Annotated in this window: 16 protein-coding genes; 11 read left to right on the top strand and 5 right to left on the bottom strand. The window is 61.6% G+C overall.

Annotated elements, in window-relative coordinates:
- Positions 1-14: 14 nt before the first annotated feature.
- Together SVXhr_RS07740 and SVXhr_RS07745 are read right to left on the bottom strand one after the other, a co-directional pair.
- Positions 15-1,382, bottom strand: coding sequence for a PGF-CTERM sorting domain-containing protein (locus SVXhr_RS07740; protein ID WP_275736642.1), 1,368 nt, complete (start codon positions 1,380-1,382; stop codon positions 15-17).
- Positions 1,383-2,311: 929 nt separating this feature from the next.
- Entirely contained in the window at positions 2,312-2,791 is a 480-nt protein-coding gene (locus SVXhr_RS07745) for a hypothetical protein (protein ID WP_275736643.1), read from the bottom strand.
- 78 nt (positions 2,792-2,869) lie between these two features.
- Between SVXhr_RS07745 and SVXhr_RS07750 the strand changes: the two genes are divergently transcribed.
- The 9 genes from SVXhr_RS07750 to SVXhr_RS07790 all read left to right on the top strand — a co-directional run bounded on the left by SVXhr_RS07750 (position 2,870) and on the right by SVXhr_RS07790 (position 14,662).
- On the top strand, positions 2,870-3,973 hold the full coding sequence (locus SVXhr_RS07750; RefSeq protein ID WP_275736644.1) for a DUF87 domain-containing protein: 1,104 nt from the start codon (positions 2,870-2,872) through the stop codon (positions 3,971-3,973).
- A gap of 173 nt (positions 3,974-4,146) precedes the next feature.
- Positions 4,147-4,635, top strand: coding sequence for a hypothetical protein (locus SVXhr_RS07755; RefSeq protein WP_275736645.1), 489 nt, complete (start codon positions 4,147-4,149; stop codon positions 4,633-4,635).
- 84 nt (positions 4,636-4,719) lie between these two features.
- The gene (locus SVXhr_RS07760; RefSeq protein ID WP_275736646.1) at positions 4,720-6,654 is read left to right on the top strand and encodes an ATPase, T2SS/T4P/T4SS family; all 1,935 of its coding nucleotides are present in this window, start codon (positions 4,720-4,722) and stop codon (positions 6,652-6,654) included.
- A complete protein-coding gene (locus tag SVXhr_RS07765) occupies positions 6,654-8,360 on the top strand; it encodes a secretion system protein (protein WP_275736647.1) in 1,707 nt (568 codons plus the stop codon). The genes SVXhr_RS07760 and SVXhr_RS07765 overlap by 1 nt, the downstream gene beginning before the upstream one ends.
- Before the next feature lie 55 nt (positions 8,361-8,415).
- Positions 8,416-8,868, top strand: coding sequence for a hypothetical protein (locus tag SVXhr_RS07770; RefSeq protein WP_275736648.1), 453 nt, complete (start codon positions 8,416-8,418; stop codon positions 8,866-8,868).
- Entirely contained in the window at positions 8,865-9,860 is a 996-nt protein-coding gene (locus tag SVXhr_RS07775) for a hypothetical protein (protein ID WP_275736649.1), read from the top strand. Before SVXhr_RS07770 ends, SVXhr_RS07775 begins: the two co-directional genes overlap by 4 nt.
- A gap of 83 nt (positions 9,861-9,943) precedes the next feature.
- On the top strand, positions 9,944-13,468 hold the full coding sequence (locus tag SVXhr_RS07780; protein ID WP_275736650.1) for a hypothetical protein: 3,525 nt from the start codon (positions 9,944-9,946) through the stop codon (positions 13,466-13,468).
- 6 nt (positions 13,469-13,474) lie between these two features.
- Entirely contained in the window at positions 13,475-13,990 is a 516-nt protein-coding gene (locus tag SVXhr_RS07785) for a hypothetical protein (protein ID WP_275736651.1), read from the top strand.
- A 144-nt stretch (positions 13,991-14,134) separates the two neighbouring features.
- Positions 14,135-14,662, top strand: coding sequence for a hypothetical protein (locus tag SVXhr_RS07790; protein WP_275736652.1), 528 nt, complete (start codon positions 14,135-14,137; stop codon positions 14,660-14,662).
- 39 nt (positions 14,663-14,701) lie between these two features.
- Here the strand turns inward: SVXhr_RS07790 and SVXhr_RS07795 are convergent, their stop codons facing one another.
- Positions 14,702-15,448, bottom strand: coding sequence for a DUF1405 domain-containing protein (locus SVXhr_RS07795; RefSeq protein WP_275736653.1), 747 nt, complete (start codon positions 15,446-15,448; stop codon positions 14,702-14,704).
- 81 nt (positions 15,449-15,529) lie between these two features.
- Positions 15,530-15,673, bottom strand: a complete 144-nt coding sequence (locus SVXhr_RS07800; protein ID WP_275736654.1) for a hypothetical protein — start codon at positions 15,671-15,673, stop codon at positions 15,530-15,532.
- A gap of 92 nt (positions 15,674-15,765) precedes the next feature.
- Between SVXhr_RS07800 and mutL the strand changes: the two genes are divergently transcribed.
- Both mutL and SVXhr_RS07810 read left to right on the top strand, forming a co-directional pair.
- On the top strand, positions 15,766-17,862 hold the full coding sequence (mutL, locus tag SVXhr_RS07805; protein ID WP_275736655.1) for a DNA mismatch repair endonuclease MutL: 2,097 nt from the start codon (positions 15,766-15,768) through the stop codon (positions 17,860-17,862).
- Between the two features lie 128 nt (positions 17,863-17,990).
- Complete coding sequence (locus SVXhr_RS07810; RefSeq protein WP_275736656.1) at positions 17,991-18,929, top strand: sugar kinase; 939 nt, start codon at positions 17,991-17,993, stop codon at positions 18,927-18,929.
- 30 nt (positions 18,930-18,959) lie between these two features.
- On the opposite strand, the gene SVXhr_RS07815 is transcribed toward SVXhr_RS07810, so the two are convergent.
- Positions 18,960-20,042 carry a geranylgeranyl reductase family protein gene (locus SVXhr_RS07815; protein ID WP_275736657.1) on the bottom strand — a complete coding sequence of 361 codons (1,083 nt, stop codon included), beginning with the start codon at positions 20,040-20,042 and terminating at the stop codon, positions 18,960-18,962.
- Between the last annotated feature and the right edge of the window lie 91 nt (positions 20,043-20,133).

Consider the following 20,133-nt stretch of genomic DNA (forward strand, 5'->3'; position numbering starts at 1 on the left):
GGCCGATAACCGGGTCATTGCTGTCTGGCGACCACCAGCCCCCCACCCAGGAGCGCCACCAGTGCGACGGTCACCCCGAAGCCAGGGCCGTTGGTTGTTGTCGTCCCGTCGCCGTCCGGTGGGCCGGCAGTAGTCGCTGCGCCGTTGGAGTCACTGTCGCCACCAGCGGAACCGGTGGCTGTGGTGGTGTGGCTACCGGCATCCGACTGTACGGTTACTGACTCGGTCAGGGAATCGTCGCCGGCTGTGACACCGAATTCGAGCGTTCCGGCAGCGCCTGCGGTCACGTCAATATCGATTTCCTGAGTTTCGCCGGCTTCGAGACTCGTGTTTTCAACCGTCCGCTCGTCGCCAGCAACGTCGAGGCTGACCGCCGTCGACCCACCGATATCACCGGTATTCCGCACGGTGGCAGTCACCGTCATCGTCTCACCCGTATCGACTGTTTTGGGCACGTCCAAACCAGCAACTTCGAACGTCGCTGGGGCGAGAATCGTCGTATTGGCCCGCCGCGTCGTCTCACCGAGCGACACCGCGTGTGTGATGGTGCGACCGGTGGGCTTCGATGCGTTCACGTCGAAGGTCTGGGTCGTTTCACCCGGTTGGACGCGAAGTCGATCCGAAACGATCTGTCCGTCGCCACGGAAAGTGACCGGAACCGAGACGGCAGTATCGGCGGTGTTCTCGAAGATCGCTTTCACGGCGTAGGTACCGCCGGGCGTGACGGTCTTCGGCGCGATGACGTCCCGGAGCCTGACGCTGTCGTTGTCGACGACAGTCAGCTCACCAACATCGTGATCGCCGAGAGTGATATCGTATGAGCCCGCTTGTCCGACGGACCACGAGAACGTCGCTGTTGTCTCGTCGTGGCCGCCGACATGGACGGTATCCGAATGGACCGTCTCACCTTCGACGGTGGTCGAGATCGGCTCACTGCCGGGCATCCCACCGTCGTTTTCGAGCGTGGCTGTGACAGCAGCGGTCGAGTTGGCGAGGATCGCCGACGTGTCGAGTGCCGCGTCGGTCATGGAGATGTCTGCAGGCGTGCGAACGTCGAGCGTCGCCGTGTCGGTTTTGCCGTTGACGGTCACTGAAATGTTGGTTTTGCCCGTCTCGGCCGGGGTAAGGGTTCCATCTTCGATGGTGACGGCGTTGCCGTCGAGATTGTAGTCGGCAGTTGTCGTGGCCGTCGTCGTCGAGCCATCGTAGAGATCCAACCGGACGGTGATGTCGGTCGTGTCCTCGACGCTGACGAGCGAATTCGTCAGCGAGACGTCGACGTCTTTGACGTGCTGTTCGAGAACCGGATAGCTATCTGTCGTCATGAAGTCCGTCCCGACGAACAGATACTCCATGTGCTCTTTCGCGGCTGAGCCAGTCATCTGCTCCGTCGTGAGGCCGGTAACGCTTCCCGGTCCCGCTCCGATTCCTTCTTCGATGCCGCTCTGTTCTTTGTCCCAGTAAACTTCGGAGAGACTTGGTGGAGGATCCGTCACCTCACCGAATACTGCCCCTGTTTCAGTGTCTCCCATGACTGTAGCAGTCGAGAAGGAATTTCGGACCTCTTTTGAACGTCTTCCCGGGATACCAATTAATCCGCCAGACGCTTTTTCTTTTGAGAGGACTTTACCGTGAGAGGCTGACCCAAGAACCATTCCATCCGTAGACAAGAATCCGATGGCTCCTCCAACATATTCAGATCCAGAAACATTTGAAATTGACCTAGAGTTTTCGAAATCACCCTTATACACAGTTCCTACAATTCCACCGACTACTGAATTTCCTCCAATTTGTCCATGAGTTGATGACGATCGTATCTCTCCATTCTCAAGATAGCCCACAATACCACCTACGTGATTTTCTCCTTCAATTTTTATATTGTCCAAATGTATAGAATGGATTTCCGCTCTTTTTGTAGCTCCAAACAATCCAACATAATCTTCTGATATCCGGGTTATCGTTAGTCCCGATATCGTGTGGTTTTGGCCATCGAATGTTCCCTGAAATGGTGAATCTAAATCTGTGCCAATCGGATCGAATCCTTCTCCCTTATTCCATGTAGTTGTTATACTTGCATTAATATCGTTCTGAAGTGTGTAATGTGCATCAAGGTCAGATCTCACCGCCTGTAAATCAGTAATATTGGTTATCTGATACGGATCGTCAACGGTTCCAGCCCCTGTGATCTCTTCAAGAGGCCCAGCCCCCGACCCTACAGCGACCCCACTTGAAATTGTACAAATAACTACAACAATCGCACAAATAGCAATGTAAGATGGTTTTTTCAAGTGGAATGAGTTCATATTCAAATTCATCTATATATAACCATTTCAGAAGGGTTATCAGACGCCTGATAATCGGAATCGGAAGGAGGGATCACCTCAAATTCAAGACTTCCTCGGTTTTGATCGGCTCTAAAATCTATATTGGCCTTATTCGGACTATTACCACCTGAGATTATATCCAATTTGAACGATCCATATGTGGTATTGAGCTTCATTGGTTCTTCAACAAGTGTCAAGCTCCCACTGCGAACAAGCACATGCGCACCCTCAACTGGCTCACCCTCGCTCGTCACGACACTCACGTTCGTGGATTCTCCGACTTCCACCAGTTCGTCACTGAACTCCACGGTCACCGTTTCGTCCTGAAAGCTGTCGTCGAACTGTCCAAGGACGTTCATCATGAGCGAGAGGGCGGCGACGCCGACGACCAGTGCGATAACCAGTCGGATCGGTAGCCCCTCGATCGCCCGTTCGTCCCCCGCAAAATCGTCGTTTCTCCGTCGCATACCATTCGTGGCTGCGCTCTCTCTTATAAACTCCCGGACGCCCGGCCGTTCAAGTGCGATGGCGCGGCCACCGTCGCCATGACCTTCGTCATTGGCCGCGGGGAAGCGACCGACGAAGCACTGCCGAAAATGCGACTCGGTGCCTACAGAGCGCTCGACGGCAGTCACGGGGCCGACCTCTATCTCGATCTGGACGGCCCACACTCGATACTGGTCGTCGGCAAGCGCGGCTACGGGAAGTCATACACGCTTGGCGTCATCGCGGAAGGACTCTCGCGGACGGCTGGCGTCGCACCGACGGTTATCGATCCGATGGGGGTGTTCACCTCCCTGGCGAGCGATTCGAACGGCGACTCGGGCCACGATTCGATTGCCGGGACAGTCATGGACGATCCAGCAGTCGTCCCGGATTCGCTTGATCCTCGGTCGTGGTGTGGGCTTCTGGGTCTCGATCCCGAAAGCGGCGCGGGGAGTCTCGTCTGGCAGGCAGCACAGGAACGCTCGACGCTTGCGGGTATGGCTACCTCCGTCACCGAGCGCGATGCCCCCGCCCGGGACGAACGCGCTGCGGTCAATCATCTCCGACTCGCCGAATCCTGGGGCGTCTTCGACGAAAACGGCATCGACGCCGAGATGCTTTCGAGCGGCGAGATCACCGTCCTCGACGTCTCCGGGCTCGATTCCGCGCCGATGAACGCCGTCTGTCGCGGCGTTGGCGAGGCGCTGTACCGCGCCAGCGTGCGTGACACCATCGGTCGCCTGCCGTGGCTGTTGGTCGACGAGGCACACACGTTCTTCGACGGCGTTGCCCGGAGTGCCCTCGAAACGATACTCACGCGAGGGCGTGCACCCGGCGTGAGCCTCGTCTCGGCGACCCAGCGGCCGAGTGCTGTCCCGGACGTTGGGATCTCTCAGTCGGACGTGCTCGTCTCGCATCGACTGACTGCGGGGGCCGATCTCGATGCGCTCACGCGGGCGCAGCCGACGTATCTGAACGGGTCGCTTTCCGATCGAATGCCGACCGAACCCGGCAATGTCGTCATCATCGACGACGCGACAGAAACGGTCCACGCAGCCCAGGTTCGCGACCGCGAGACGCCACACGGCGGCGACAGCCCGTCTGTGAGCGAAATGGATGTATCGGACGGCAGTCCGTTCGAGAGCAAAACGGCCACGGATTAAATCATGCGGCTGACGCTCGTCCCTCGCGATTCGGCTCCGATGATGAGAGACAGGCCACTAATCTGTCGGTGCAGAGCGGACAAACTGCGTCGGTCAAATCCGCCGCGTTTCTCGACATACCGGTGGGAAGTGTCTCGACAGATGATGAATGAGTGTGAGCGTCCCCAGACGCAATGATCCGATACGTTCTCGCGATAATCCTGACCACTGCACTGCTGGGAATCGGCGTTGCAGGCGTCGATCACGCCGCGACCGTCAGGAGCGAACAGCAGGTCGAAAATCAGATCGCCAAACTGGAAACGGCGGCGATGTCACTCCTCGAAACCGAAGAGCCGACACCACGGGGACAGAAGGGTGCACGACGCATCGTCGAACTCGATCTCCCGTCCGCTGGGTTCGCGTCCAAAACAGTCGACACGTTCCGAATCCGTCCGGATCCACGTGGCGTCTCCATTATCGAATACCGCGTTGGCGAGCAAATGCCACGAACGGAACACGTTGAGGCCACCATCAGGAACACGGACAGCTCGAACGGGATGACAGCGTTCGGTGACCACACAGGAACCGTGACAGTCGCCCTCTCACTTTCGCAAGCAAGCGACAGCCCTGACAACGATCGCGAGGTGTACATCGCCCTTCGTGTGGTGTCGAGAAATGAGTGATGCCAGTGGGGAATCGGCACTGCACCGTCGCGATCGGGACGTGCGGTGCGTGCGTTTATAAAGGAGTGGGCAGCCAGCATCGCCATGCCGGATACGCCCGCTGGATCGTCGGCCACAGCCTTCGCCCGGAAGTTGGGGCTCGAAGCACTACTGGAGGTGATATCTGGAGACGGGGCAGACGCGTGTGACTGCCTGCCGGAACGAGACGGCGACCAGTTGCTCGTCGACGCAAGCGAGTGTGACGGCGATCTCGGGGGATCCCCGAACTGTCGGGAGACCGTCGTCGGAGAGCTCGTGGCCGATCCTGCCAAGGAGATCCTGGTCCGATCGAACGGCTTTCGCTATCGGTATCGACACGACGCGGCGGCGTTACTATCGGCTGCTGGTCGGTTTATCGGCCTGCTTGGCGACCGGGAGAACGCCGTCGAACAGCGGGTCGTGACTGAGCCGCTCGCGGTCGCTAGCGAGCTCCGTGAGCGAGTCGATCCGATCGCGGACATCGGCGTCGAATCCGGACTGCTGGAAACGGCCGCCCGAATCGACGACGTACCCGACGTGCTGACGCCGGAACTCGGTCTCACGATCGGCCATTACTTCGTCGACAAATCGATCGACGAGGATTCCCGACTCAAGGCGGTCGTCTCCCTCGATACCGGCAGTGAAGCGCGGATATATACTCGTTCTGACGGCGTCCCTCTGTACGCGGTCGATCCGGTCGACCTCAAGCTGTCTGCGTCAGAGAGAGGGATTCTGCTGGATGGATACGAGCGGATCGCAAACGGCGAGATAGCCGGTGAGAGAGCCGCCACTCACGCGATCGAAGAGGCAAGCGACGGCGCAGTCGATCCGATGGTGGCGTCGATCCTTCGGAAACACACACAGGGGTACGGGATTCTCGAAGACCTCTTCGCCGACCCGGAAATTACCGACGTATACGTCACCGCACCGGTATCGCGGAATCCGCTCAGAGTGGTTCGCGGTGGCGAATCGATGTCGACGAACGTCTTTTTGAGCATCGACGGTGCACACGCCATCGCATCACGGATCAGACGAACGAGTGGGCGGGCGTTCTCGCGTGCGACGCCAACGGTCGATGCGAAAGCGACACTCGACAGTGAAACGGACGTGCGGGTGGCCGGGGTGACCAAACCGGTCTCCGACGGGATCGCGTTCGCGTTCAGACAGCAGGCCGCGGACCAGTTCACCCTACCGAAACTCGTCCGGAACGGCACACTCTCTCCGGACGTCGCCGGGTTCCTGTCGGTCGCGGTCGAATCGAGTGCCGCAACACTCATCGCCGGCACGCGCGGGGCCGGAAAGACCACGCTCCTTGGCACATTGCTGTATGAACTCACAGCAGACACGCGAACTGTCGTAATCGAGGACACCCCGGAGTTACCGATCGAATCGTTACAATCCGTCGGACGGGACGTCCAGGCACTCCGAACGGGCACCGGCCACGGCCCGGAAGTGACGCCAGCCGAGGCCCTTCGGACGGCTCTGCGACTCGGAGATGGCGCGCTCGTGGTGGGCGAAATTCGCGGTGAGGAGGCCCAGGTGCTGTATGAAGCGATGCGGATCGGGGCAAATGCCAACGCCGTTCTCGGGACGATCCATGGCGACGGGGCGGACGACGTCTACGAGCGGGTCGTCTCGGATCTCGGTGTCGAACCCTCATCGTTCGCGGTTACCGATCTGGTAGTCACGACTCAGGCTACACCGACGCCACAGGGGCGTGATCGTCGCGTCTCCCGAATCGAGGAGGTGATATACGATGGCAGTGACGTGTGGTTCGAGCCGCTCTACGAGAGCGACGGCACCGCCGCACGACCGACTGGTCGGATCGAGCAGGGCGAGAGTCGATTTATCCATCAGTTGTCCGGCCCCGAGGAGGCCTACGCCGACGTCAGGGAATCGATCGCCGAGCGCGCCGACCGGTTGGGACGGCTCGCAGGGGACGGCCGAACCAAACCGACAGAGGTCGCCGGCGCGTACGCCGACCGCATCCGAGCCGACTGATGTCAGTTGGATCCATGCTGCTGGTTGGTCTCGCACAGCTGTATCCCGTCGACGTCGATGTGAGTGCCGAACTCGCCGATTCGGTGACGTTTCTGGATTCGACCCATGCGCCGGAAACCTACGTCAGAGCCGGGTTCGGTGCCGGCATCGTCGGTGCAGTGGCACCGGTTACCCTCGTACTCTGGCTGCCATGGTATGGCGCCACGTTCGCCTCGCTAATCTGCTCGCTGTCGGCGATACATGTGATACAGACGCTTCCACACGTACAGGCAGCGTTCAAACGGACCGAAGCGCTCGGCGACGCACCGAATCTGATCGGCCGGGCTGTCCTGCGAATGCAGATCGAACCCGCGACCGAATCCGCCGTCAGATTCGCTGCTGACACTGGATCGAGTTCGCTCGCGGCGAATCTGTCGACACATATCGACGCTGCCGTCGGCACACCACGAACTGGGCTGTTATCGTTCGCGGAAGAATGGGCCGACCGCTTTCCCGCGATGCGACGGTCGGCGTACTTGCTCGCAAGTGCACAGCAGGCCCCGGACGGTGAGCGAGCCCGGACGCTCGATCGGTCGCTCGCAGCCGTTCTGGATGGGACGCGTGATCGGATGGCTGAGTTCACGAACGCCATCCGTGGGCCGACGACGATGCTGTATGCCTTTGGCGTGATGGTGCCCCTCGCCCTTGTCGCGCTTGTCCCTGCCGTCGGGTTCGTCGGCTACGATATCAGCATCTGGTATCTCGTCGTGGGGTACGACATCGTCCTGCCGATTGGGCTTGCCGGGGCGAGTCTCTGGCTGCTCAAACGACGCCCGATCGCGTTTCCGCCGCCGAAGGTAACGCGTTCCCATCCGGACGTTCCCGCGCGGTTGCTCCCGACGCTTTTGTGGGGAATCATCGGCGTCATCGCCGGGTACACACTCGTGACGGTGCTGGGCGTGACACACCTGGCTCCAGTGACAGCTGCCGGACTCGGCATCGGAGCCATGTTGATCGCCTACGTCCGTCCGATCCTCCACGTCCGGACGCACGTTCGGGAGATCGAGTCAAATCTCACTGACGCACTCTATCTCACGGGACGGCTTGTCGACGACGGCAAATCCGTCGAGACGGCGATCCAGCGGGCTGGCGATCAGGTCCCGGCAGCGACGGGCGAGCTGTTCGAGCGAGCAGCCGGGCTTCAACGCCGGCTACACCTGAGCGTCCAAGAGGCCTTCCTCGGGGAGTACGGGGTCGTGAAAGACGTACCCAGCCCGCGGGTCCGGGCGACCGTCGAACTACTCGCCATCGCGGCCGAGCAGGGCGCACCGGCCGGCCGGGCGATCGTCTCGATGGCCGATCACCTCGACGAACTCAGGGACGTCGAGGCACAGACGCGGCGACAGCTGTCGACGATCACGGATACGATCGACAATACAGCCACCTTTTTTGGACCGATGGTCGCCGGAGCAACGGTCGGGCTCGCTGGCGGCCTTTCAAACGATGGAACGGCAGTGCTTGCGGAGGCAACGACGTTGCCGACCGATCAGCTCGGCCTCGTGATCGGCGGCTACGTCATCTCGCTGTCGTTCATTCTGGTACCGCTCTCGGTCGCCCTCGAAGACGGTCTCGACAGGCCACTCGTCGGGTACCGGGTCGGTCGGTCACTCCTCGGGGCCGTTCCGATCTACGTCATCACCGTGGTGGTCGTCGGCCTGACATTCTGAGTGTCTGCATCTCCGAGTTTAAGTACGATACCCGGGCCAGGGGGTGCAAGCGCATATGCAAGAGGACGAATCGCCGACCCGCGGACAGACCGAACCGCTGGCAGCACTCGCGGCAGTCGCACTCGTGTGTACGGCGATCACCCTGTATACCGGGTTGTATGGCGAGCTCTTCGACGGGGTCGGTCAGGACCGATCACTCGGTGAGGTCACGACCGAGCGGGTCTGGGAGGCGATCGGGGAGAACGCCATCTACGATAGTGACGACGATCTACCGACCCTGATCGAAGCCTCAACAGTCCCGCAGGGTGCGACCGTGAAAGTCACGGTAACGCACGTCGGCGACGGGGGGCGGATCGAAACAGCCGGGACAGCGACGTTCGACGCCCAGGGTGACGTGATCCGGACGGACCCGCCGACTGCCGCCGAGCGATACAACCGCTCAGTCCCGGTCCGAATCTCGCCGGGCGATGTCCAGCCGGGGACGCTCACGGTGGTGGTCTGGTCGTGATCGAGACGGACCGGGGGGTCAGTACTGTCGCTGACGTGACGCTCGCGATCCTGTTGGTCGTCGCTGCGATGGGCGTTCTCGTGACGGTCGTCGAACGCGAGGAAGCCGGCCACGACCCGATGACGGCGGAGTACACGGCCGAAACGATCGCGTCCGGGACGATGAACGTCACCTACGATGTCCGAGCGGCACTCGAAGCATACGACCGTCCGGGCGCGACCCACGACGGGACGGACTACACCGACGAAGAGCTCCGCCGGCTCGCACACCGGCCAATGGTTGCTCACGCTGCAGCAGCCGCCGTGTTGAATCTCGAATTCGATCTCGAAAGGCTTCGAGGGGAAGCCGATCATGGGTCCGTCGAACTGTCCACGGAAGCCGCCGCATACGAACGCGCTGTCGATGAAGCATTCCAGACGCGCCTCGTCGAATCGAGTTTCGACACGCAGGTGATCGCCGTCTGGGAGCCACTCGACGGTGGACCACTGCGCGGGACGGCCGAGTTTGGCCAGCGCCCACCTCCACAGGCCGACGTAAGTGCCACGACCATCACCGTCCCGGTCGACATGCCGTCGATCCGGGAGCAGACAATCGATCGAGTCGACGATCCGGACGATTTCGACGTCGTCGCGACCGCCCTCGCCCGGTCGCTGGTCGAGGGATATCTGCCGGCCCGACGATCACAGCGAGCACTCGAAAGCAACGGCGTCGCCCGCGACCTGACGGCGTATCGATACCAGCGGTTTGCACAGGTTCTGGAGACTGAGACAAACGACGTCGAATCGACCGTCGCCCCCGCGCTTTCGCGGCGGACTGCCAACGCGACGAAAGCAAACGCGGCGTTGACCCGGGCCTTGGCGGCCCAGCTCGAAGCCTATCTCGAACCCGACGATTCCATCCGGCCGGCCGCCGGGCCGCTCGGGAACGCAACAACCGCGGCCGAGCGCATCTCGACCGGGGCAGTGCGTGTTACGGTGAGAACATGGCAGTGAGAGACAACACCAGCAGTCCAAGGGCGCGTCGACAGGCAACTGCGACTCCCCACAGACAACTGGGGAACGATACTCGTGGACGGGTGCCGTTCGCGATCATCGGCGTCCTGCTATTGCTCACGAGCGTCACGTTCGTTGGCCACACCCTGACGCGATCGACAGTAACTCCGAACGTCGACGCGAGCGTCGCCATCTCCCAGACGGAGGGCGTCACCCAGTCAGCGATCCGGACCGGCGCACAGCATGGGATCGAAACCGCCGCGTCCCAACCGTTGACCGAGACGAGCGATACCAGGTGGGGAGCGGTCCTCAATGCGAGCGACCCGGACACCGCCAGGGAGTCACCGGACAAACTGGTCGACGAGTCCCTGGCATCCGGGACGTTCCGGAACTATCTCCGGGCGATGATCTATCTCGAAGTCCGATCGTCGCTGGAACGTGCTGGACAGCGGGTTGGCGACGTCCGGACGAATGTCTCGGTACCGAACGTGGGGAGTCCCGCTGCACTCCGGGCAGCGATCGATCGAGTCTCGCTTGGGGAGCCGGCCGAAGGCGTTCTCGAAGTAACGATCGAGAACGTGACAATCACCGCTCGGTCCGAGGGCCGGGTGATCGACGACCGCGAGACGGCGATCTCAGTGTCGATCGCAACGCCGATCATGCAACTACATCAGCGTGTCGAACGGTTCGAACGTGCCCTCGATGCTGGCGTGACCGAACGCGGGTTTTCACAGCGGTTCAACGCGCGGATCTACGCACTGGGCTGGGCACGGGGATACGCCCAGAACTACCAGGCACCGATCGCTCAGGTCCTCGCCAACAGACACATCGAACCCGCCGCAAACGACGCCGTCTACCGGACCCAAAAAGACGTCTTCGGCGCGGCCGACCCGGAGCTACAGGACGCCAACAGACTCGGCTGGACCTGTATGGCATTGAAAGACGGCGGGGCGATGTTCGACGAATACATGGGATCGAACGACGTCAGCTACCGGAACAGCACCTATACCGGTGACGAACTGGTTTTCGATCGTTCGAACGGATCGGATCTCTCGGCCAGCGTCCCGACTGACGGCAAAGGTGTTGCAGACACACTTTGTTCAGGGGCGGAACTGGCGCTCGGCGATCAGGTGACCGGTGAGCTACCGGAAGCTCCGGGAACTCGTGACCTCCTCGGGGACGCGCCAGGGATGAACGCGACCGATACCATCGGCGTCAACCAGACTGCCTATGTGCCCCTTGCCAGGATGGCATCCGCGGATAGTACGCATTCCATCGACAGTGCCATCGACCGGATCTATACGATCGATGGCCGGGCGCATACTCGAAGCACAGTCGTCGATCCGCTTGCCCTCTCCGGGAGCGCCACGTGCAACAACTCGGCCCACGCAGATGGAACGTACACGGTTACCGATCGGATATCAGTCGATGGCGAATCGATAGCAGAAGCTACCCCACAGGAAGAGTACTACGAGGCGACGTCGACTGTCGAAGCGAGGGTGACGAAGTACAAAAAATGTCATCCAGAGCCTGAGAACCCGATGATAGCCACTGATACCATGGAGCTGGAGGTCACAACGACGTTCGGGGAAGCCGATGCGAATCCGGCCGCCGAGATCGACGCGATACACTCGGTTCCGATCGGCGAGAACAAGTACAATCGAGGGAGTCGGATCGCCGGATTGCCGAGTGATTTCAGGAACTACGCCGGTGGGGGCAAAAAGGTGACAGCGTCGTTGCTCGGTGCTGATATCAGCCCGCACGCACACGCATCGTGGGTCGAATCAGCGGTACCGAACCGGATCGAGAGTGTAGCGGACGTTACTGCAGGGATCGACGCCGAGTTGAACGTCCAGAAACGAGTAACACTCGATCACGAGAAGTTTCTCGACGCGAAACTCGCTGCAGCGATCGCTTCCGATCTCGCCGAGATGCAGCGGGACGCCGCGGCCATCACACACGAGTATTCACGGACGGACTTGCTCAAACGCGGTGAGCAAAGTCCGTTCACCCGCCTCATCGAAAAGACAGAGACAACACTGAGCGAGCAATACCTCGACAGAACGAAACCCTACGATAGCGTGGGCCAGAAAGCCATCTACGAGGCGCGATACGCCTATCTTCAGGCGTTGCTTGCGGAACTCGAAACGGTCGAGGACGGCCACGAAAGCGCAGTTGAGGGAATCGACGACAAGTTCGAAGCGGTCGATTTGAGCCTGGACAAAGCGCTGACCTTTCTACAGGCAGGAATCGCAGCCAAAGAACCCGATCCAGTCCCACTCGATTCATCGAATCTGACCGGGACCATCTCCTACGAGGTCACGGGCGCGCCGACCTATCTCGTCGCGGCAAATCTCACCAAACGGGATGTCCCGGCGATCGAGGCAAACACCACGTTCACACCACTTGCAATGCGAAACGAGGAGCTATTCGATTCCCCGCTCGACGACATCGTCGACGGCACTGTCGGGGCCGTGCTGAACGCGATCAACCTGGGGGGACCGGACGCGACAGTCCCCATCAAGACGGCTGGGGATATACTCATGGCCGGGAATCTCGCAGAAGCCGCCGGCGATAATCCGATCACGAACAGGAGTTTCGAGCGGTCCCTGGACGCCTTCGAAGATAGCGTCAGCGAGTCGGTCAAGACGGTTAGCGAAACTGTCGCTGAGGACACGGTCCGCCAGTTGTATCCCACAGAAGCCGCAGCCTGCGTCGTGGGTGAGAATACGCGTGGCCGGAGAGTCGCGTGTTCGAGCCAGTATAGCGAGTCGCTGCTCGAGACGATCAGGACTGCTCACGCGAAGATCAAACGGAGCACAGACACGGCCCTGGACAGCTACGACACGACGGCCCAACGAGCGGTCGCGATCGGCAACGGCACGGCCACAGAACGGATCGTTACAACGGTCACGCAAACCATCGATTCGGACGCCTATCGCCATCCGGCATTCACCGAGTCGTACGATGACGGACAATGGCGTCTGCTGGTCGAATCAGCGCTTCGCCCGGCGATCGAGAACGCCAGTGCGATCGAAGTTGACGTCGGGAAGAACAAAAACGTCGAAATCATCGAGGAGACGGTCAAGTCGAAGATCGGGGATGTCGCGTCGGAGGCTATCAAAAAACGGCTCGGCGATGTCGCGAAAAAGGCCAGCAAGCGGGTGAGCGACAAGATGGAGCAGTGGGCCGGATCGTGGTCGAAAAAGGCGAAGCGACCGGCCAGAATCGCAGCGGGGCTGCCGCTGCTGCCGGTTCCCACTCACTGGTACGCGACGATGAACGCCTGGGACGTCACCGTCGCCGGCGAGTACGCACGCTTCGAAGTGACAGCGAACGTCGGGTCGCCAACGGAGACGACCGCGACGACGTACGTCCGTGAGAACCGGACCGTTACCGCCGACATCGCGGGTGAGTCACGCAGACTCGGCAGCGTCGAACCGATCAACTTCACTGGCCGCTCCGTCCTTATCGTCATCACGCCGACCGGCGTCGGTGTCGGTGATACCGACGGTGAGAACCCCGAGTGCTCGCCGACGTATCCGGAAGTGGGCGTCGTCGATCCGGAGGCCATGTCGTGTGCTCGATTCGGCCTGGGTGGTGGATGAAATCACATGGACTTCGAAGCACCAGTCGACGCGTGGTATGTCTGGATCGGCGTCGCCGTCGTGAGCGTGACGCTGGTTGGGTTCGTGCTTGGATTGCCGTCCCAGCCGCCGCCGGACGCAACGAAAGCCGTCAATACGATCGATCGAGTGGCTGGGTCAACCCAGGAATCAGCAGCGAGCTACTCACACGACGCCGCCGAAATCAGGATCGATACCCGGCGAGTTGCAATGCGAAACGACGGTGGCACCACCCGTGAGTCCGTCGCCTTTGGCTCACTCACACCAGTGAAAGCAGTCGAAAACGCCACTATGCGGGAGTCATTCGACAGAATCGTTCACGGTCAGCGGCCGGAATCCGTCATCGCGGAATACAGCTTCAACACGACGGCATTGCTCTCGAAAGCCGAGCGGACGCGCAAGCGGATCGACACCAACGGTGTCGAGTGGCGGCGGACCGACGGCGAGCTCGTCGTTCGTCGGATCGAGATCGACGGGACATCACTCGTGCTCATAGACGCATGAACGACAACCGAACTGCAGAGATCAGGGACGGACAGGGGACGACGACCAGCAGGGACATGGTGAATATATGAAAATTAACACGACAGTTAGCGAGGAAGTGGGAGGGGAACCGCTCAGAGCCGACAGTGGGGGGGACGAACAGCCGTGACTGATATCGACAGCCTCGAACAGCGGCTCGCAGCCATCGAGCGGACCGTCGTCGACGGAGACCACGATGGGACAGTGCTCAATGCGGATGCGATATCGAAGGTGGACATCGAACAGCTCGAATCCAGACTCGACGCACTCGATGCACGGGTCGCCGACCTCGAATCGACCGTTCAATCGATCGATGGCTACGTTTCGAACGTTGAATCGGTGAACGAGGACGTCGAACGACGGGCGGACTCGGCGATCGCGACGGTTGATCGACTCGAACACCGGCTCGAAGAAGTCGAAGAGATGGCGACCGAGACGGCAGAGCGCCTCACGGAAATTCAACGGCACGGAGGGGAAAACGACAGTCCGGAGGCCGACAGAGAAGCTAGCAATCTGTCCGACCAGACAGCCCGGAACACCGCCAGCGCAGAGACAGCCACCGCAGAGACAACAAGTCAAGAGGCAAACCCCATTCGTGAATTTGTAGGATCGATCCGGCGGGGAGTCACATCGATCCGGGACAGGCTCACGTAGCTGCGTGGGAATCTACACGCTTCGATAGAACAGTCCCCGTTATGTCTGGGCTCGATACGTCCCAAGCGCCAGCACGATCGCTGCAACCGTGAGAAAGACCGCGGCGGCGGCCGCCAGATCGTGGGCACCGACAGTATGGTCGAACGCGCCGTCGACGTACGGCTCAGCACGAAGCACGGTGTGATGGGGCCCGTCCAGTATCGGCCAGAAGTAATCGACCAGATCGTTGAATCCGTACCAGGCGGTGGCTATAGCGATCGCCGGCAGCGTGAACTGCGCGTAGCGATGAATCAGGAATGCCTCAACAGCCATCGCAAGGTGGCTCGTGATCAAAAAGACGTACAGCCAGGTGGCGATTCCCTCGGAACCGTTGACGAACAGTTGCACGAACGGCGTCCAGAACCCCAGCTTGATACAGCCAAAGAAGGCGAGCACGTGCAGCCAGTTGGCCTGGAGATCCAGCCGCCAGGCGATCAGCGAGAGGGCGATGAGCAGGGTTGCGAGTGGGCTATCAGGGATCAGCGGCCAGGCCGAGAGGGGGGCAGCGCCAAGTTGCCCCTCGAGTATGGGCGGCTCGACGTTGAGTGGCCGTCCGGCATAATACCAGAACCCGAAGACCGTCCCGACGAGGTTGACGATCGCAATCGGCCACGCGAGCCGGAGGCCGATGTCTTCGAGCCAGGTGGGAAGCGGTGCGATGAAGCGTGACCGCTTGTGGGTCGGCGGAAGTTCGACGTCAAAGAAAACTCGGAGAGTCCGTTCGAGGCGACGACCGACACCTGCCATAAACGGCTGGACGGAAGCCGCGCTCAAAACGATAGCGGTCGCGGGACCGTCTCTCGGGCAGCGTCGAGACGCCGCTGTGAGTCACTCACGCCATTCGTGGCCACAGGACTGACACTCGAAGTAGCGCCAGTCGGTGCCACCGGGAACGATGTCGGTTCGGACGCGATCACGGTCGTCGCTGCCACATGCCGGACAGCACCGGAGTTGGGATGTTTTCGTCGACATTGACATATCCTTCGACACGATCATTAAAAATTGTTAGAGAAGCGGCAATCCGCGCACCGTACGTTTTTCCGGGCAGGTGACGGACCAGGAACATGGACGAGATCCGGGAACTCGATGGGACGACGATCGAGCGTATCGCAGCGGGAGAGGTGGTCGAGCGCCCGGCCTCGGTCGTCAAGGAACTGGTCGAGAACAGCCTCGACGCCGACGCTTCCCGGCTTCGAGTCGCCGTCGAAGCCGGTGGGACTGAATCGATCCGGGTCAGCGACGACGGCGTCGGCATGACTGAAGACGACGTGCGTTCGGCGGTCCGTGAACACACGACGAGCAAGATCCAGGACATCAGTGATCTGGAATCCGGTGTGGGGACACTCGGATTCCGGGGTGAGGCGCTGCACGCGATCGGTGCGGTATCACGAATGACGATCACGACACGCCCTCGCGGTGGCGATCGCGGGACCCGACTCCGCGTCGAGGGTGGCGACGTGACGGCCGTTGGGGCCGCGGGCTGTCCCGAGGGAACGACCGTCGAGATCGAGGACCTCTTTTATAATGTCCCGGCCCGCCGGAAGTATCTCAGTCGGGACGCGACCGAATTCGACCACGTCAACACGGTCGTGACCAATTACGCACTGGCCAACCCCGACGTCTCCGTCGCGCTGGAACACGACGGCAGGGAGACCTTCGCCACCACGGGACAGGACTCGCTTCGCGAGACGGTCATGGCCGTCTACGGCCGCGACGTGGCTGAAGCGATGATCGACGTCGACCCCGGTGAATTGCCAGATGGACCACTCGACGGCATCGACGGACTGGTGAGCCACCCCGAGACCAATCGGGCGGACCGTGCGTACGTCGCAACCTTCGTCAACGGTCGGTACGTCCGCTCGAACGCGGCACGCAACGCTATCGTCGAAGCCTACGGCAATCAGCTCGCTCCCGATCGCTATCCCTTCGCTGTACTTGATCTGTCACTGCCCGCGGAGACGGTCGACGTCAACGTTCACCCCCGGAAGATGGAGGTCCGGTTCGCCGACGAAGCGGGACTTCGCGAGCAAGTGCGGACGGCCGTCGAGGAAACGCTGCTGGCGGAAGGACTGGTCCGCTCGAGCGCGCCCCGGGGGCAGTCGGCCCCTGAGCAGACTGAGATCGATCCCACGGCGTCGGCAACCCCCACCAGTTCGCCCGACGATGTGAATGATGACCAAAGCGAGCCCGCAGCGACCAGTCCTGCTGAGGAGGATCCGGCCCGGTCGACCCCCGGGCAGTCGACTGATTCGGCTGGAGGCGCAGACGAATCAAGAGAGAAGCGGACTACGGATCGCCGCCCGTCCACGGGGACAACGCCCAGTAGCAGCGACACTGCCGAACACGCATCCGATTGTGACACCGCGACAAGCGCACAGACGAGCGATCCGACAGCGGACACCCGGCCACCGACATCAGCCGGTCGGACCTCATCTCCCGAAGCCGGGGCGTTCCCGAACGGCGCGACAGAGGTGTCGAAAACAATCAACAGCGGTGCACAGACCCGTCTCCAGGCTGGCGAACAGCCCCTCGATCGGGAGTTCGAGTCACTCCCGTCGATGCGAATTCTCGGCCAGTTACACGGGACGTACGTGATTGCCGAGACCGATACTGGCCTTGTGTTGATCGATCAGCACGCGGCCGACGAGCGGATCAACTACGAGCGCCTCCGGGAAGCGTTCACTGGGGAAACAACGACCCAGGCGCTTGCCGAACCGGTCGAAATCGATCTCACCGCGCGAGAGTCGGCCCTGTTTGCGGATTTCGAGCCGGCGCTCGCGCGACTCGGGTTCAGCGCCGAACGGATCGACGATCGGACTGTCGCCGTCACGGCCGTCCCCGCACTGGTTGCCGAGACTGCCGACCCCGAACTGCTTCGGGACGTGCTCTCGTCGTTCGTCGACACCGACGGTGATCCGGCGGCAACCGTCGAGGCGGCGGCGGACGAGGTCCTCGCTGATCTCGCCTGCTATCCGTCGATCACTGGCAACACGTCGTTGACCGAGGGATCGATCGTCGACCTCGTCGACCGCCTCGATGCATGTGAGAACCCGTATGCGTGCCCACACGGTCGCCCAGTCATTGTCGAGATCGACGCCGACGAACTCGCCGAACGCTTCGAGCGGGACTACCCCGGGCATACGACCAGGCGCCTGGATTGAACGACAGAACGGGAGATTGGATTCGGGTATCCGCCGGGGGCGGCCCCGTAATTTCGTCCGGCCGTCCCGTCGGAAAATGTGCTCGCCGTCTGAAAACAATTAAGCATGATGCCTCGGATGACTACGTTATGTCTACTCTCATCACGGTCGGTGAAACGCCACTCAGACTGAGTCCGCCCGGAAACCGCCGATTCGTCGGCAGTGAGACGGCCCGGATGACTGCGACAGGGACCGAAAGCAACGTGGCGATCGCGGCTGCCGCGCTGGATGCGGACGCAACCTGGGCGTCGAAGCTGCCGGCGACCCAACTTGGCAAACGCATCGTCAGCGAACTCAGGGAATACGGCATCGAAACTGACGTCTCCTGGACTGATGAGGGGCGTGTCGGACTCGAATTTCGACAGCCGGGTGTCCCGCCGAGAGATCCCGTGATCATTCACGATCGTGCGGGGGCAACGGCCGAATCGATGACGCCGTCGGACATTCCGATGGACGCTGTCGAGACGGCCGAAGGCGTCTTCGCATCCGGGAGTACGGCAGCACTGTCTGAGACGGCAGCAGAGACGATCTCAGCCGTTCTCCGGGCCGGTGGCAACGGCGATGATCTGGCGGTCTTCGAACTCGACTATCGGCCGCGTCTCTGGTCGCCGGAGGCGGCCAACGACGGGCTGACGCCGTTGCTGGAGCACGTCGACGTCTTGATCGCCACAGAGGACGAGTTGCGGACCGTCTTCGGACGGACCGGTGACCCGCGCGAGATAGCCCATGGAATCGCTTCAGAGTGGGACCTCGACATGCTCGCGATGACGCGGGGCGAATACGGTGCACTCGTCATCGACGACAGCGTCGTCCACGAAACCGAGAGCGTCGAGGCGGAGACCGTCGATGCCGCCGGGCAACACGACGCCTTCAGTGGGGCGTTCGTCCAGCGGCTTCTCGACGGCGATCGTCCGGACGAAGCACTCGCCTATGGCGTCGCCGCAGCCACATTGACCCGGACGACCCCGGGACCGATCCCCGCGTTCGACCGAGCGGACGTCGAAGGTGTCGTGGAACAACTGCAATAGGCGGTTCCCATTGAGGGGTCGACTGGCCGATCAACGTGAGAGGAGTGCGCGCAACTGGGCACGCGAGAACAGCGAGGATGGCTCGTCCATGTGAACGCCGATTTCGCCGGCGAAAAGTCCGAGTCCGACACGCTGAATCGGTCTCGGCAGTGAGTAGCCACGACGGACCCAGGTTCCGAGGCGGATTTCCCGGCCCAGATCCCGCCGCCAGGCGCGTTCGTAGTCAGCCAGCGTGGCGGGATCGGCTGGATCTATCTCACGTGCGGCGTGATCGGCAGCCGTCATCCCGTAGCGGATCCCGCCGCCGGTGAACGGTTTGGTCTGGGCGGCCGCATCGCCGAGCAGAAACGCCCGATCGCTCGTGACTGACTCCGGCGAGCCGATCGGGATCAGTCCGGAACACCGGCGATCCGTCTTTACGCCGTAAGAATCGGTAAAGGTCTCAAAGCGCTCGCCTGCGGCTTCGCCCGGCGGCACCGCAAGCCCGTACTCGACGCCGGCGTCGCCACGGGGGATCCGCCAGGCGAAAAACCGAGGGACAGTCAGGTGGACGTCGACGAAGTCGCCGTCGTCGGAATCGGCGTCGAATCCCAGGACCCCGTGGAGAAGTTCGGCAGGGTCCGGGAGAGAGACGGCGTCCCGAACCCGGGACTGTGGGCCGTCACAGCCCGCAACCATCCGAGCGCGATGGGTTTCGACGCCATCCGGGCCGGAAACCGTCACGACGATGCAGTCCTCGCGTTCCTCGACGTCGGTGACCGTGTGTTCGTCCCTGACCTCCGCGCCAGCCTCGCTTGCAGCGCGGGCGAGCACCTTGTCCAGTTCGACGCGATCGATGACGTGTGAAATGACGGCATCCTTATAAAACGGGTACGCACGGCTGTCCGGGCCGCCGAGATGAAAGCGCGCGCCGTGTATCTCGTTTTGATGCAGCTGATCGCGGTCCTCGGGCGGCACGAACTCCAGGACGTCCGTACTGACGTGGCCCGAACAGGCCAGTGGCTCGCCGATTTCGCCCTGTTCGAAGACCAGGACATCGTGTCCATCACTGGCAGCCTGGCGGGCATAGCGACTGCCTGCAGGTCCGGCCCCGACCACGATCACGTCACGCATATACTGGCGAAACAGGTCGATGCCTATAGGTCTTGACGGTCCGGCGCGTTTCGAACCTTCTCCGCCAGGCAAACTTACAAACGGGATGGAC

The sequence above is a fragment of the Halorhabdus sp. SVX81 genome, from assembly GCF_029207715.1.
Lineage (GTDB): Archaea > Halobacteriota > Halobacteria > Halobacteriales > Haloarculaceae > Halorhabdus.

Excerpts from the sequence above, each read along its gene's own strand:
- SVXhr_RS07765 (WP_275736647.1), top strand. The coding sequence starts at position 6,654 with ATGTCAGTTGGATCCATGCTGCTGGTTGGTCTCGCACAGCTGTATCCC.
- SVXhr_RS07740 (WP_275736642.1), bottom strand. The coding sequence starts at position 1,382 with ATGACTGGCTCAGCCGCGAAAGAGCACATGGAGTATCTGTTCGTCGGG.
- SVXhr_RS07745 (WP_275736643.1), bottom strand. The coding sequence starts at position 2,791 with ATGCGACGGAGAAACGACGATTTTGCGGGGGACGAACGGGCGATCGAG.
- SVXhr_RS07810 (WP_275736656.1), top strand. The coding sequence starts at position 17,991 with ATGTCTACTCTCATCACGGTCGGTGAAACGCCACTCAGACTGAGTCCG.
- SVXhr_RS07750 (WP_275736644.1), top strand. The coding sequence starts at position 2,870 with ATGACCTTCGTCATTGGCCGCGGGGAAGCGACCGACGAAGCACTGCCG.
- SVXhr_RS07770 (WP_275736648.1), top strand. The coding sequence starts at position 8,416 with ATGCAAGAGGACGAATCGCCGACCCGCGGACAGACCGAACCGCTGGCA.
- SVXhr_RS07795 (WP_275736653.1), bottom strand. The coding sequence starts at position 15,448 with ATGGCAGGTGTCGGTCGTCGCCTCGAACGGACTCTCCGAGTTTTCTTT.
- SVXhr_RS07760 (WP_275736646.1), top strand. The coding sequence starts at position 4,720 with ATGCCGGATACGCCCGCTGGATCGTCGGCCACAGCCTTCGCCCGGAAG.
- SVXhr_RS07800 (WP_275736654.1), bottom strand. The coding sequence starts at position 15,673 with ATGTCGACGAAAACATCCCAACTCCGGTGCTGTCCGGCATGTGGCAGC.
- SVXhr_RS07755 (WP_275736645.1), top strand. The coding sequence starts at position 4,147 with ATGATCCGATACGTTCTCGCGATAATCCTGACCACTGCACTGCTGGGA.
- mutL (WP_275736655.1), top strand. The coding sequence starts at position 15,766 with ATGGACGAGATCCGGGAACTCGATGGGACGACGATCGAGCGTATCGCA.
- SVXhr_RS07785 (WP_275736651.1), top strand. The coding sequence starts at position 13,475 with ATGGACTTCGAAGCACCAGTCGACGCGTGGTATGTCTGGATCGGCGTC.
- SVXhr_RS07815 (WP_275736657.1), bottom strand. The coding sequence starts at position 20,042 with ATGCGTGACGTGATCGTGGTCGGGGCCGGACCTGCAGGCAGTCGCTAT.